Origin of the sequence: Rahnella sp. CJA17(1/100) (assembly GCF_963881615.1) — a bacterium.
Taxonomy (GTDB): Bacteria; Pseudomonadota; Gammaproteobacteria; order Enterobacterales; family Enterobacteriaceae; genus Rahnella; species Rahnella aceris.
Genome location: NZ_CAWOJA010000028.1, coordinates 1 through 13855, shown reverse-complemented (window position 1 = coordinate 13855; position 13855 = coordinate 1). Strand labels below are relative to the sequence as shown.

Here is a 13855-nt window from a genome sequence, read left to right as displayed (position 1 = left end):
GGGGGCAGTAAGATTGATAATACCGAGAGCTTGTGAAAGTTCCATTTAAAAAGGGTCCATGATGAGCATGAACCCTTTTTACACGAGCCACAGGATCGGTCAACTGATCCTTAAACGATCGGCATTAACCCGCAGGTGACTTAATTTACATACTAATGGTGCGAAGGCCGGACTCGCCAATCACTTTCAACCATCTGAATTATAAGTAAATAGATCAAGACACAACCACTATGTATACTCACTTATATACTCAATTGATTTTTACATAAAATAACATTAAATCAATAAGTTAGTGAATTTGTGGTTTTGAGATTTTACGTGATTTTTCTGAAGAAAAACAGATTTTAGAAATGCCTAGATTAGATGCTTTGCGCTAACATTCCGGGGTAGTGTTTAACAATGATGTCATTCATCTTGTCGATTAGCTCTGGCCGCTTAAACGTCAAGTGCCCAGTACCCTTCTGGAAATATCTAATATTGAAGTAATCATCTTCGTACGACTGTTGGTTCGGGTTATCACGCACATGTTCCATGAGTCTGGTAGTAATATCGCCCCGGTTATCAGGAATCGTTTTCCCGTCCAGCAAAAATAACATGCGCTCCAAATCGGCCAACTGATCTCGTCGCCAGCCCCAGTTCAGACTGTAGCCCCAGCGATTGTGAGTTACCAGATTATTGATGATGATCTTCTTTCCAAAACTGCACGGGCTGTTAGTTTTGTAATCCCATGACAGCCCCTTAAAGACGTTGATAATCCCCCGCTCAAATACCTCCAGTTTACTGTGATGTAGCTGCTCGAATGTGCTGATAATGTTCTCTTCACTAATCGCAGGAAAATCACCCTCTTCCAGATTTTTTCGCCATTGGTCGCGAGCCTGTGCATCCATTAATGCCAACATCCCAGACTTCAACATCAGATCACGCCAGACACTACAATCAATGCTTCGAGTAATGGCGGGCATCGCTTCACTCACTGGCTTGGTCAGCCTGCAATCATGACGATGCCCTTGTTGCATTGCCCAGTCTTCGGCTATCCCACCGCCAATCCTGCTGGTCAGTTCAGAAATATCATTGAGGTTTTCAATCAACGCGCCAATCTGCTTGAGTGCGGCATCGCGGCCCGTGACGATCCGCTCTATATTGGTCGAGCAGATGAGTTCAGTATGGTCAGTTAATACTTCAGGTTCTGTCTGCATAATTAGTTTTCCATGCACAAAAGCAAACACGCCTGCCGGGAATGGCTGGCGCATTATGCTGGGAGAGTCGGGACAAGAAAAATCAGACGTTCAAATCAGGAATGCGGCTCGCAAGATTTAAATACTTAGCGATCCAGTCAGCTGTTTGTTGCCAGTCAGAGAGGGGAATATCAGTATTTATCTGCCAGGTGGCAGGGCAATAGTAGTTAGCTAATAGAATAACCACCCTGACCAAAAAACCATAAGGCAGGTTATTAGTATTGCAGCTGTAGTCGGCTGTTTGATGCATACCGCGAGTCAGTATAAATGCATCCCCAGCCTGCTGGCGGGCTCCGCTTCCGTTAAATGAAATGACGCCTAGCCCAATTAAACTATCGTCAAACCGCAGCGACGTATTACCTGAATGCTCGCAGATGGTCAGGCTGGGATGGCCTGTGGTTTGCGATTGCGTTCTTATGTAGCGATAAGCGAAAGTCACGGCCCTGCATAGATCCAGCCACGCGTCTGGTTCAGCCTCCTGAACCTGTTTGATACGATATATTCCAGTATTGGAAGAATTGTTATCGTTCATGGCCTCTCCCCTTTTGTTTGAGAAAATATTCCAGTAGCCCGCCGCGCACGCAGAACATCGACGACGTTGAGATAAGGCTCTTCCCAGGAAAACCCATCGCGGTCTGTCCGTATTAATGCATAACGCTCAACCTGGAAATTCACCGCATCTGCCAGCGAGATCCCCGCATCGATATGTTCCTGTATGACCTGGCTTTCACTAAACGGCGTATCGTTTAGCGTCAGGCCATAATGTTGCTGGAACAGATATGCCAACAGAGTTTGCCAGGCTTCAGTCGGTGTCACTGCTTTAGAAATGGAAGTCATCAGAATGTATCCTCACAGCCAGCCGCGTTCGGCAAAAGATATCGATTCGCCGTGTCCGATGGCGACATGATCCAACACCTTGATACCCATCAGAGTTGATGCTTCGTTCAAGCGCTCTGTCACGGAACGGTCTGCACTGCTAGGCTCTGCAGATCCCGATGGGTGATTGTGTGCAAAGACCACTGCCGCCGCGTTGTGGCCTAAAGCACTTTTGATGATTTCCCGCGGATAAACAGAGGTGGCGTTGATGGTGCCCAATGACGTCGTTTCACTGGCAATGAGGCGGTGCTGAGTATCCAGATACAGCACCATAAACACCTCACGTTCGAGCTGCTCCAGTTGTAAACGCAGGTACTGCAGGGTCTCGGCGCTGGAATTAAAACTAACGGATTTCTGTTTCATCTTTTTTTCGAGCAAGGTCAGCGCCATCTGGATAACGCGCTGGTGGGTTTGATATTGCATGTGGAGAACTCCAATAAAAGAAAAGCCGCTATCTATTGAGACAGCGGCCTGTTGAGATAAAAGGTTTTTTAAACACGGCATAAGGCTGACGCCCCTGTATTTAGGGGCGTCAGCCGTGTTGTTATGCGGTATTTATTCACTTCGATGAGAGTAATACTATGGTAAACAATCCATAAGGAGGGAAACCTTTAGGAAGGGAGGTTTTATGATCACTATTAATACGCAGTATTAATACAACCTTTAGTCTTTATATTAGATAGGGCAATACAGAGATGAGAATACCGATTCTCATCTATTGGTAGTGCATCGTCCAGTTACCCTGGTCAGTGACAACGTCGATCTGAAGCACAGAACAGGACGATAAAACAAACAACGTTATGGACTCACCATAGTGGAGTGTTTTGGGCAGCATGCTTCGCCCTGTAATAGCATATTTTTTATCCACACGACGGTTACCCCGATTGACAATAACATCTTTAATTTCGGCTTTATCAGCTATTGCAGTTATCTTCACTTTTAATTCTGGGAAATTATAGTTCGGATTAACTCCTTTATATAAAGAAATACTTACGGGAGCAGAAGCAAATGAAGATGCAGAAAATAGAAATAAGACGAGTGTAATAATGAATTTCTTATGCATGGGAATATCCTTTATGGAATATAAGTGAGTGAGGGTCTGGTAACTTGAAAACAGGAGTTAATGAGGCCGATTTGGTGGGGAACTAATGCGCCAGACCAAAAATGTCCTTTCGATGAAACGATGAAATTTCAGGAAGCGAGTTGCAACATTTGCTCAGCCATCACCCATAGCGCACGGTTAAGCTTAATGTCCCCATCAATGCCTTTAACAGCACGCGTGTGAGCCCGCTTGCCATTAGCGGAAACCCCCGTTAATCCACCTTTAATCAGGTTTTCCTGAACCCGTTGGTAGGTCGTCCATAGGTCATCCGCCTTGTCTTCCCAGCGACGGGCGGTCAGTAGTTGAGACTCGGTGATAGGATGATGCTCTTCTCCATAGCGATAGTTCAGCGCAGCATGAGCAAAAGCCTGTCGGGCAGGGGCTGGCAGACTCAGGCACTGCATGGCTTCGCGCTGCTCTTCAACGCGTTCAAACACGTCCAAAACTTCATATGCTCCTTCTATCACCCGCCCTACCACATCACCTTTATGCGGGACTCGAACTTCACCAAAGGTATCACCGCAAATCAGCCCATTGGCACACACGGCTCTGAACATTCCTGGCAGCATCTGATAACTGCTCGAACCGTCATGGCTGTTCAGCAAAATGATTTCCGGCACTTGTTGACCAGTGATCTGACCTTCCCGACGGAGCCTGAGTAAATGCTTGGTATGCTCGCGCTTATTTGGGTCGCGAACACGGGTCTGGCAGGCATAGAACGGCTGAAAACCTTCACGCTGCAGATTTTCCAGCAGGGATATAGTCGGAATGCAGGTATACCTTTCGCTGCGTGACTCATGTTTGCTGTCACTGAATACACTGGGCACGTAGAGAGCCAACTCATCATGCGTAAGAGGTCGGTCGCGACGAATAGAATTCACCCGCCCAAAGCGGGATGCGAGACGTGTCATGGTTTTTCCTTAATTATGATGTGGGGTAATATCAGGGAGAAATATTTCACCGGCTAATGCACCTGATGAACGAACTAACAGCCAGTCTAGGGTGCCGCTGATAATGCCCCCCATAAGTGGGATCAAGCGGGAGGCTGAGCCAGTAGCAACACCAACGGCTGAATGCATCATCAATGTGGTGATTGTTTTCTCGCTCGCAGCTTCCAGGGCTTTGAAAGATAGCTGACTAATAAAATGCATACTGGTGTTATGGAGCAGTTCTTTAGCTACGCTGCCACCGAGACAAATGTAGGCAAGATGTCGGGTTCGAAGATCATCAGGCGAATAGCCACCCAAAATCGCGACAGCAGCAATCATTCGGAACTGAATAAATAGCAAGCCGGTCAATCCGGCAGGAAGTGCCACAGGCAATGTTATAATGCCGGCCAGCCCAGTAATAAACCCGCTGGTTGCTGCTTTACTTGATTCCCAGGTAACTAAATTGTCTGCAGCCTGATGAATATCAGAAAATGTGCTTAGATAGTGATGGGCCAATTTTTCTGCAGAATCGGTGCCCAGCCCTCCTTTAATAGCCTGGGCGTACAAACGGTCGAGCCAACTGAAAAGAGTATTAAATGGGATGTCATCATCATGCATAAATCACCTTGTGACGAAAAAAAAGCCACGGTGATTTACCGTGGCAGGGTTCGAGTTGGTGATATAGGTTTATGTTTTTTTTATTTCCTTTTTTTCTTTTTATTTTTTTATCTGTGAGATGGCATAACTACGTACTTTTTTTGCTTTTATAGGATCATAAGGTGGGTAGAAACGAATCAGTGGCATATCTTTATTACGGATCTCATTTTTTGATATGGCATTGAGTGTATGAACAGGATAACTTTCCTTAGCGAGGAGTATTAGGTAAGCTTCAAAACTTTTAATATCACTAGCCAAAGCGTCGTATTTTAATTGGGAGTTTCCTTTTTGATTAAAATCATCTAAAAAAATATCTTCAGCTTTACTTTTGTCGTCTACCAACTTTCGTGAAAACATCGTTCTGACTTTGTCATTGTATACTTCACTATTACCATACCTACGTGAAACATCAAAAAATAAAGCACAACCATCATTACTTGTGACCTTTGCCCACAAGTTAATAATCTCAGTAGCAAGATTGGCGTTAAATCTATCATCATTTATGTAAAAATTAATATGGATATATGGCATGCCGTTAGGCTCTTTCATCACAACCCAAAAATGACCAACTATTTTTTGAAGAAGTACCCTTTGCCTCGCATTATTTAAAAAATTACGCATTGCAGAAACTAACACCCAGCAACTATTTTTGACCTCAAGTGGATTATCGAATCCTTTATTTATTATCGCATCTCTTTTGAGAGAAAATGAAAAACGTAATGAGTATAAAGAAGGATGTTTCCTGTTCAATCTATGATAATGAAGCAACAGAGTATTAAGAAGTTCTGATTTCTTTTTTAAAAGAGGTTGAGTGATTTCCTTTATATTATTTTTAGCCTCAGTTAACTTATCAAAGTCGTTAATAGAAAATGATCCCTCAACCAAGTTAGAAACTCTTCTAAAATATTTTATTATTTTATTATCATTTTGATCATAATAGTCAAGGCAAAAATTTGCTTCCACGACCCTCAATCTTTTCATCACATAACTTAACTTTGTCAGCCTTATTTCATCTTTTTTATTATGAAAAATAAAATCAAAATGATCAGTAAAGGAATTCATATCTACCTCATTCAAATCATACATTTTAGATATTTAACTTCATACATTTTACATGTAAGTTGTACTTACACTTACAATAATACTCCGATTAAACACAGTTTTCTACCTTGAAGAGGCTGTTAGCAAAGCATGTACATGTCAGCAGTTAAATTGTGCTTTTAGGTTGGGAATGACCCTTACCGCTTCAAAGACAAATACACCATTCCTTCATAACTGAAGAACTTACAGAAGCAAATATTCGAATGAAAAAAAGTAATAATTTACATAACAGCCTTATGAGAGGAACCGCAGTAACTCTGTTAACCGCAATCATCTGTGCTTGTATTCTTCACTCTGCATCCTGATAAGGTTCACGGTCATGAACAACTACTTTGATTAATCAACATGTCAATTCTGCCATCATAACCTCTTCTAGACCCCTGAGTTTCTATGACTAAAAATTACATTTGGGTTAATTAATATAATTAATAGGCACCCCAATAAATACACACCGTAACTCTCTGTAATTAACGCACGCTCAACCACACATGTCAGCATCAATACGACACATAGCTTTGATTCACCTTAGCCATTTCAACCTGCTGATAATTAGGCAACCCCCTATTGATATCTCATCCTGTTATCAGCCCAGAGGCATTGGCTCCTCAGGGCCTGAGGAGGCTGTTCTAATAAAGCATCTAATCTTGCGAGTTCTACTATGAGAGAAAACGAATTATACAATCAGGGCTATTCAATGAACTGGTTTCTTCATGCACTCATCAATAATCAAATCGATGCAATGGTACAACGCTATGCAAGGCTTTATGCCTTGAGGGTCGATTTTTTCTACAAAAAAGGCTCTGACCGTTTTAAAAACAGTTCTCCGCGCTCAATGGAGGATGAGTTACGCCTGTTAATGACGGAGATGATGAAATTGCCTGCAGTAGTAGGGTATTTCTGGGTAATGGAATGGACGCCAGAACATGGTCTTCATGCGCATGCTGTTATCTGGCTAAATGGTCATAAAACACAGCGAACCTATCCCTTTGCAGAGAAGGCAGGTTCATTTTGGCAGGAGCTTACTAAACAGGAAGGTTTTCATTACCGCTGTGAATATCATGAAAATTACAGCGCAAATATTAACATGCCAATCAACTACAATGACCCAGCCAGTATCGCCAATATTCGCTACATATTGAGCTATCTGGCGAAAGAAGAGCAAAAAGAAGGATTATGTTGCTATGCCAGCAGTGAGGTGCCGCTTCCCTCAGGTGCTGGACGTCCCAGATCACCCGTCCATTCTACGGATTGGTCTTCTTGATGATCAAAAAACAGGGCTTTAAGCCCTGTTCTGATTACTTAGAAGTTACTGCGATTAAAACCAGAAGCTTCAGTGCAACGAATAAACGTTTGTAAGCCTTCTTTCATCACCAGGCGCTTCATATAGAGCATATTGGCATAATTGGCCTGAGAAACGTGTGATTCAAGATGGCGGTGCACAGTAATGTGATCGACCTGAAGTCGGTCATAACCGATATGTGTATTTCCGACGTTATAAGCTGAGAAAATCGCCATCTGATCCGAAGCATCTAATGTATTCAGAAACTCCTGCGCTTTTTCTTCACTCGTAATGTACGGCAATACCTCAACCGTCTGTTCAATTAATTTATCAATATGCATTAGCTGTTTCCATGTTGTTTTCGCATTCACAGAACATGGTGGCATTACGTCGAGGTTCAACCTGATTACTATGTAAATGGGGAGCCAGATCTCAATTATTGAACTTAAAAATGCTTGCTGACGGTTACCTTCGTCAAACACCGCATCCGTGAACTCTTCGCCATCCCTTTTATTCAAAGCTCAGAAGTAAATTTTTACTCGGAGGGACATGATATGTAGAGATGCCAGTAACCACACATAACCTTACCGCATGCTCTTCATCCCCCCACCGAAGAAGAGAAAACATCATGACAACGACACCAGAATTACTAAACGATCCGATGATTGACATGGCTTTCATCACAGCCTACACCGGGATGACGGACAAATGGCTTTATAAACTAATTCAGCAAGAAGAGTTCCCTAAGCCCATCAAACTTGGACGTAGTTCACGTTGGTTTACAAGCGAAGTAGAACAATGGGTAAAGCAGCGTATTGCCCAATCCCGTCCGTAAGCGTATCCCCACCAACTAAATTCAATTAAACCCAACATATCCCTGCAGTAGCAACTCCTGCCCAATTCGGGACGGATTACGCACGTCTACAAGTTGGCGCACCGGAGTAGAAACATGCACGCAAAATCATTCATCAGCTACAACAGCAACGGGCACCTCATGGCTGCAACAAAGGCGCAATTAGCCCCTAACGACCAATACCGTTGCCATCTGTGTAGGGCCCTCCTGAAACTCCACACGCCAGAGAACGGAAAGAACCCCTGGTTTAAACACATCCAACAAACGACACGGACGACATTAGTTCACAAACTTCATGACTGCCCCTACCTCACTCCCGATGCAGAAGAGATGGCCCGAGTCAGCGCTTTACGCCGCTTCGTTCCAGAAGCACAGCCGGTGATCCGTAAAAGCGACTGGTACTGTTCTAAATGCAGAAGTGACTACCATGCAGAGAAATATTGCACGCATTGTCAGACGGGCATCTACAGCATTGAGAAACCCTGGTTCAGGCCTGAGCAGACTACTACCGTGCACTTGACACAGCCTTTCGGCAAAATAATAAAGGGTCATTACGATGCCTAATCTTCAAGCAGTAATCTCTTTGACGATGTTTTATCAGGCTGCGCTAGATACCTACGCCGTGGTTGATGCCACAACTGGGCAGTCTGTACGGGCACTGAAACCCTACCTGAGGCTTGGGATATATCCCGGTGGTGCGCCCCTCTCGCAGGCTCCCAATACCGATGAGATGATTGCGCCGACTTTCATTGCCCAGCAACTTCTTCACAAAAAGGAGAAACGCGCTGTCAGCCCTAGTCCGCACGGCGAAGTCGTCCATCCTCCGTTGCCTGTTCACTTCATTGAGCATGCCAGACAAGGCCAGTGCGTTTACTTCTCACTACTTATATCGGAATGCCGACGGCTGAGATGGATGGGCATTGCCGACGACCTGCAGGGTCTTGCAACGCTTTTTTACCATGAACCTTGGCATTTGGAGACGTTCGCTCTCATCTACTTTTACGCATTGCTCGCTAATGATTCTGGTGGGGTAGATCTGCTGGCGTCGCCGCTTCACCTGTCCGGGCAGAAACAGCATCGACTGTTGCTATTCAACGCTTACCTGGCGAAAACACCGAAGCTGGGCAACCTGATTGACGACTATGTGTTTTTTGCATTTTACAACCGGTGGTATCACGCCCCGCCTAATACACCAGGCGCGCCGTAATCATGTCTATTAGTCAGGGCGAGGCGCTGTTTCTCCCTCTCGCGCATTCGTCCTCCCTCTGGTTTCTCAAACAAGTCACACAACGGCATCGGGCTGGTGTAGATAGGTGTAAATATGCAATTTAAAAAAATTAAGCATGGCATGACCGAAAACGGCAATCTCTTAAGAGCGGACCTGTATCCGCTTCAAGCGCGGCAGCCCTGTTACTGCCAGCACTGCTTGAATCCCCTACGATTTCGTATCACGCACACCGAGGGACGTTTTTTCGAACACGACCTCGAGCTCAGTGATGTCAATCAATTGGAAAGCTGTGCCTACCGCCTCTCGCCCCTGCCGCCTCCCCCGATAAATGCAACAACCCCACTCGCATGGACAGTGATCAATGCAATGCAGCATGACGGTTCTGTCCTGGGGAACCCCCGACCACAACGCTTTCTCTGTGTGATGTGCAACTACGAATACGTCGGGCTAAAGACCTGTCCCCGCTGCCATAACAACCTGTACTCCACTGAGGTAAGAAACAGGAATACGCTGACCCTGCCGCTCAAATTTGCACGATAGCTCAGGGATAACGCTCTCAGAGGAAAACCAAGCAATTTTGTTCCTCATTTCGCGATGCTTATCCGTTGCCATCAATCGGCGTTAAGCTCACTCATCTTCCTGCCGAATTACATTTCTATGCTTTAAGAACCTTTGTTCAACAGTGAAGACATGCACAGGTTCCTCCGACGACTTGGCTTAGGTTATTAATCAGTAAGTAATTATCGGATAATTACCTTGGCTAGTCGTAATTACATAAGATTCTAACCCGTTATTTTCTGGAGTTATGCATATATAACTTCCATCGTCAAAGCATAAATTCAATCTTTTATTACCCACGAGTGAGCAATTCTTAACCTCATGATTAAGAAGAGGAAAAAGTAAATTACTTGTTTCTATATTTTCTCCATGACCTAAATGTGACCGTTCATTTCGACCGCATAGGAATGGGCATTGGATCAATACTCGGGTACTAGACGAAAATAATAAAATCATAGACCCAATTCCAACTGTTATTCCGGTAAATATAGAGTGCTCAAATTCATGAAGTTCATCTTTACTAATCATTGCTACCTCATCTTTTTGATGGCATCGTCTCTGTTGGTAATGGAATGTACGTTTCCCCACGAGTGCCGGTACCGCCTGCGGCAGGATTCGTCGGCTGACCATTTTTGACCGATATCCAATAACCATTTTCTAACCCAGTTACCGGAGTTGAGCCAGGCGGCATAACCCTAATATACGAGCTCCCAGGGTTACTCGGGTCAGTACCAGGAGGAGGATAAATTATGCTTCCGGTTACTCTACCTGGTTTGCTCACCCAGTCCGAGGGGATTACAGGACCTTGTGCCGGGTTTGTGAAAGGTTAATAGAAAAGGGTGTTGCGTTGACATGTTGAATTTACAGCGGCGTACTCTGCAAAACCGTCCGACTTGCCACTCTATTAAAGGTGATAGCTCAGGCTATCACCGAACTCGATAAGAAAACGACTCACCACCGGTCAGCCAGTGAGCATTACAGCTGTGGATGAATTTTAGGTGATTAGATATGGAGCTGGCGACTAAGGTTACAAAATAAAATCTCGGCTCAGGGGGCGGAATATTTTGTTTAATCGAACTCTTTTTCTAGCCGCTCCACAACACTTTTATAAATCTCAACCACTTCAGGCACACCATCGGTAAGATCATCTTGAAAGTATTCTTGGTAAAACTCTTCAGGCCAGAGTGATATCTCATATTCACTCAGCTGTTTGATCTTCCAGTATAAAGATGGGCGTTCATCGACAATTTTAAAAAGGCATACTGGCGCAGGTACAGCGTATTTCATTGGAATCTTTAGTATTGTACCTGCATAGCGCCCTATTTGTGTATGAACACCAATAACCGTATAAATTTCTCCAATAACAAAGGGATATTGAGGATCCTCGCACTCATTGAGACCCATATTCTGTTTTTGCTCTGTGGTTAAGCTCGTTGCAATACATTTGACTTTCATTTGGTGTCTTATCTTTGTGTTGGAATGGTTTTAGGCTCGACTAATTGCCCTGTGATAGAATTCTGATAAGCATGCATTTCAAACTGAGTACCATCGCTCTTACTGGATACTTTGATGCCTTATCACCATATTCTGCTACTAACCAAGGTGCATCACGTAAAGGATTTTTAGCGCCATTTCCAGCCACCGAAGCACCTCCACTTTTAGTAAGATTAGCCAACTGAGCTTCACTCTCCAGAGACTTATTCAGATTCATGCCACTGCTCGCACCGAGTCCACCCAGTAATGCCCCGGGCGGAGTAACATATTGAAAAATTCCAAGATTTTCTTAGCATCAACCGAGTTTTAAATATTTATAGCTACAAATTTTCGATAATTTTTGGCTTTTCATGTCAGCACCATATTATTTTTCGATAAATCCCAGATAGCATTTTTTGATCCCTGAAAAATTAAAACACGTCGGCGTGACACCAATCTGGGCCAGCGGAAAAACAAACAACCTCATCTCGTAATTTTTCGAATATCTTTATCTTAAAATTCTGATCAGAAGCCATTAGTGATAGTGTTTTTTTGTTCCTTGCACGCACATTGAAGAACCCTAGTTATTCGAGTAGTTCAATCACACTACCATCTATGAATTTTACTACTATTTACGGCAATTCTCATTAATAAACAGATGCTTTAGTAATTTAACTCATTTCATTATCGCCGTAATAATGAGCAGCCATACCCACCTTTCGATCATCAGATCAACTTCAAGATTTTCAGGTCATGCAGAAATAACTCTGCCTCTTCCGCTGGCACTCCGATTAACAGGTCATCAATCCCATTTTTGTTGATCTTATCTGCTATCAATTGACGTGCTTGAGTATACCAACTTTGATCCCACCCACCAGAAAGGATCAAGAGGATGACTCGCCACATGAAATCCTCCACCGGCCGCTCAAATACATTTTCAAATTGGTAATCTACATATCCCATGATTTGTTCATGGGGCCATCCCTTCATTACCGCATGATCTCTACACCCTTCGTAATAACATTCCAAAGCCCATGACTTAAGGATTGTATACGTCACACGTTCTTCATGAAGCATCTTAGAGCCCTTTTTTAGTAGGACGGATTACACCGCCATTATCGAACACATTAACAGTGATATTTGGATATTTGGCTTTGAACAGTTCGATAGTATTTGAGCAACTTAGGCAAGGAGCGCGTTCAGTCAGCAAGTTAATAGTCCCACTCACAGATGTATTGTCCCCCAACTTCGCAGCGATATTGTTCAAAATCTTCGCCTCCGAATCTACTACCCTGTTAAGCATTTGAGGTGGATTACTAGCCGTCGGTACAATAGAGCTTGGAAACGTCTCTGGAACCTCGCCGACAAAACCTAACGCCTGCTGTTCAGCACTGACTACACTAATACGGCTAGATGCCGCCATTGATGTCTGAATGCCTGGAATATCGATCTGTGCTACCCCGACATTACCACTTGTCTTAGCACTGCCTGTCAACGCAGCACGCAAATCTGCAACCTGCTGTGTCAATGCTGCCGTTATGGCAAGCGATTCATTTCCTTTTGCACCAACTCCAACTCCAATCCCAGGCCCTAATCCTGGACTTACTACGTTATGTGTCAGCTCAGGATTTTCAGTGTCAGGAAGCCCACCAAATATCTCATTCTCCTTTTTCCTTAACTCTTCTGCATCCTTTTCGAATTTGCTAAGGTCACTCTCCGCATTATTCTCCACCGCCGTTTTCCCGGCAACCGCACCCGTCCCCGCAGCCACAGACGAATTACCGGCCACGCCACCCGCCAGACCGGCCGCCAGCGTGCTCAGTGCGCTGACATTCGCTTTTTGATCATTCGTCAGGTTTTCCGGTTTTACTCCCGGATACAACTCTTTCGCAATCAACTGCGCAGCCAATTCACCGGTCGCGGCCCCGGCTGCACCGCCCGACACAGAACCGCCCTGCAGATAGGCGACCACTGCGCCGGCAAGCGCATGCCCGGTGATATTTTCGACTTCGTTAACGTTGCCTTTGGCGTCTGTGGTCGCCGCCTTCACCGCCAGAGACAGATAAGGGGCCAGCCCGCCCGCCAGCGCCTGGCTCATGTCGCCACCGGTTAAGCCTGCCAGCGCGCCTGATATCGCCGTGCCCGCCGTCCAGAACGGGCTGCCAATGCCGTATTTCTGCTCAGCAGCAACGTTTTCCGGCGAGTTCTCCAGCATCTTCTGCTGGTCGGCAGGCGAGGCATTGTTGTACTCCGCCGTGCCTGACAATCTTGCGAGCGCGTCACTTCGTGCATTCACCTGCGCCTGCATGACCACATTCTGCATCGTCTGGACGCCCACCTGGCTGATAGCCTGCGCCACGGCCTGATTTTCTTCTATTTTCTGCTTGTCGAAAATTTTATCGATATGCCCGTTGGCGTTCTCCGTATCACGGCTCAACGTACTCACATCCTGCGTTTGCTGGCCGGTATCACGCACCGTAATGCTGCCATCAGCAACCGCTGAACGGGTGGTGCCCGATGCGCTGCCGCTGGCATTGGTCATCACCGGCAGCACACCCCCTGCA

The 13855-nt window shown here is 45.0% G+C and carries 18 protein-coding genes; 5 read left to right on the top strand and 13 right to left on the bottom strand.

The features are described from left to right. Positions 1–359: 359 nt before the first annotated feature. The 8 genes from AACU55_RS14545 to AACU55_RS14510 all read right to left on the bottom strand — a co-directional run bounded on the left by AACU55_RS14545 (position 360) and on the right by AACU55_RS14510 (position 5861). Positions 360–1196 (bottom strand): DUF4942 domain-containing protein, encoded by an 837-nt coding sequence (locus AACU55_RS14545; protein WP_134707138.1) that lies wholly within the window; start codon positions 1194–1196, stop codon positions 360–362. An 82-nt stretch (positions 1197–1278) separates the two neighbouring features. Beyond that, a complete protein-coding gene (locus AACU55_RS14540; RefSeq protein ID WP_133823232.1) occupies positions 1279–1767 on the bottom strand; it encodes a hypothetical protein in 489 nt (162 codons plus the stop codon). Then, the gene (locus tag AACU55_RS14535; RefSeq protein ID WP_134707137.1) at positions 1764–2072 is read right to left on the bottom strand and encodes a TA system toxin CbtA family protein; all 309 of its coding nucleotides are present in this window, start codon (positions 2070–2072) and stop codon (positions 1764–1766) included. Before AACU55_RS14535 ends, AACU55_RS14540 begins: the two co-directional genes overlap by 4 nt. 12 nt (positions 2073–2084) lie before the next feature. Next, positions 2085–2615: a RadC family protein gene (gene radC / locus AACU55_RS14530; protein ID WP_134707136.1), complete on the bottom strand. Its 531-nt coding sequence runs from the start codon at positions 2613–2615 to the stop codon at positions 2085–2087. Positions 2616–2826: 211 nt separating this feature from the next. Next, on the bottom strand, positions 2827–3174 hold the full coding sequence (locus tag AACU55_RS14525) for a hypothetical protein (RefSeq protein ID WP_134707135.1): 348 nt from the start codon (positions 3172–3174) through the stop codon (positions 2827–2829). A gap of 128 nt (positions 3175–3302) precedes the next feature. Beyond that, positions 3303–4124, bottom strand: coding sequence for a DUF932 domain-containing protein (locus AACU55_RS14520; protein WP_134707134.1), 822 nt, complete (start codon positions 4122–4124; stop codon positions 3303–3305). Positions 4125–4133: 9 nt separating this feature from the next. Continuing rightward, positions 4134–4760 carry an EcsC family protein gene (locus AACU55_RS14515; RefSeq protein WP_134707133.1) on the bottom strand — a complete coding sequence of 209 codons (627 nt, stop codon included), beginning with the start codon at positions 4758–4760 and terminating at the stop codon, positions 4134–4136. 99 nt (positions 4761–4859) lie between these two features. Then, positions 4860–5861, bottom strand: a complete 1002-nt coding sequence (locus AACU55_RS14510) for a hypothetical protein (protein ID WP_134707132.1) — start codon at positions 5859–5861, stop codon at positions 4860–4862. A gap of 733 nt (positions 5862–6594) precedes the next feature. Here AACU55_RS14510 and AACU55_RS14505 point away from each other — a divergent pair. Continuing rightward, complete coding sequence (locus AACU55_RS14505; RefSeq protein ID WP_240785705.1) at positions 6595–7161, top strand: YagK/YfjJ domain-containing protein; 567 nt, start codon at positions 6595–6597, stop codon at positions 7159–7161. A 38-nt stretch (positions 7162–7199) separates the two neighbouring features. Here AACU55_RS14505 and AACU55_RS14500 read toward each other — a convergent pair whose 3' ends face one another. Beyond that, a complete protein-coding gene (locus AACU55_RS14500) occupies positions 7200–7520 on the bottom strand; it encodes a hypothetical protein (RefSeq protein ID WP_134707130.1) in 321 nt (106 codons plus the stop codon). 287 nt (positions 7521–7807) lie between these two features. Here AACU55_RS14500 and AACU55_RS14495 point away from each other — a divergent pair, with 287 nt between their 5' ends. The 4 genes from AACU55_RS14495 to AACU55_RS25760 all read left to right on the top strand — a co-directional run bounded on the left by AACU55_RS14495 (position 7808) and on the right by AACU55_RS25760 (position 9800). Next, on the top strand, positions 7808–8014 hold the full coding sequence (locus AACU55_RS14495; RefSeq protein ID WP_134707129.1) for a helix-turn-helix transcriptional regulator: 207 nt from the start codon (positions 7808–7810) through the stop codon (positions 8012–8014). A 114-nt stretch (positions 8015–8128) separates the two neighbouring features. Further along, a complete protein-coding gene (locus AACU55_RS14490) occupies positions 8129–8596 on the top strand; it encodes a putative zinc ribbon protein (protein ID WP_134707128.1) in 468 nt (155 codons plus the stop codon). Beyond that, a complete protein-coding gene (locus tag AACU55_RS14485) occupies positions 8589–9239 on the top strand; it encodes a hypothetical protein (RefSeq protein ID WP_134707127.1) in 651 nt (216 codons plus the stop codon). Before AACU55_RS14490 ends, AACU55_RS14485 begins: the two co-directional genes overlap by 8 nt. Positions 9240–9353: 114 nt before the next feature. Further along, positions 9354–9800, top strand: coding sequence for a putative zinc ribbon protein (locus AACU55_RS25760; RefSeq protein WP_134707126.1), 447 nt, complete (start codon positions 9354–9356; stop codon positions 9798–9800). Between the two features lie 1086 nt (positions 9801–10886). Here AACU55_RS25760 and AACU55_RS14480 read toward each other — a convergent pair. The 4 genes from AACU55_RS14480 to AACU55_RS14465 all read right to left on the bottom strand — a co-directional run. Next, the gene (locus tag AACU55_RS14480) at positions 10887–11273 is read right to left on the bottom strand and encodes a hypothetical protein (protein ID WP_134707125.1); all 387 of its coding nucleotides are present in this window, start codon (positions 11271–11273) and stop codon (positions 10887–10889) included. A 40-nt stretch (positions 11274–11313) separates the two neighbouring features. Further along, positions 11314–11529, bottom strand: a complete 216-nt coding sequence (locus AACU55_RS14475) for a hypothetical protein (protein WP_205960165.1) — start codon at positions 11527–11529, stop codon at positions 11314–11316. Between the two features lie 488 nt (positions 11530–12017). After that, on the bottom strand, positions 12018–12368 hold the full coding sequence (locus AACU55_RS14470; protein WP_205960164.1) for a hypothetical protein: 351 nt from the start codon (positions 12366–12368) through the stop codon (positions 12018–12020). 1 nt (position 12369) lies between these two features. After that, on the bottom strand, positions 12370–13855 hold a 1486-nt coding region (locus AACU55_RS14465; protein ID WP_240785704.1), incomplete at its 5' end, for a deaminase domain-containing protein.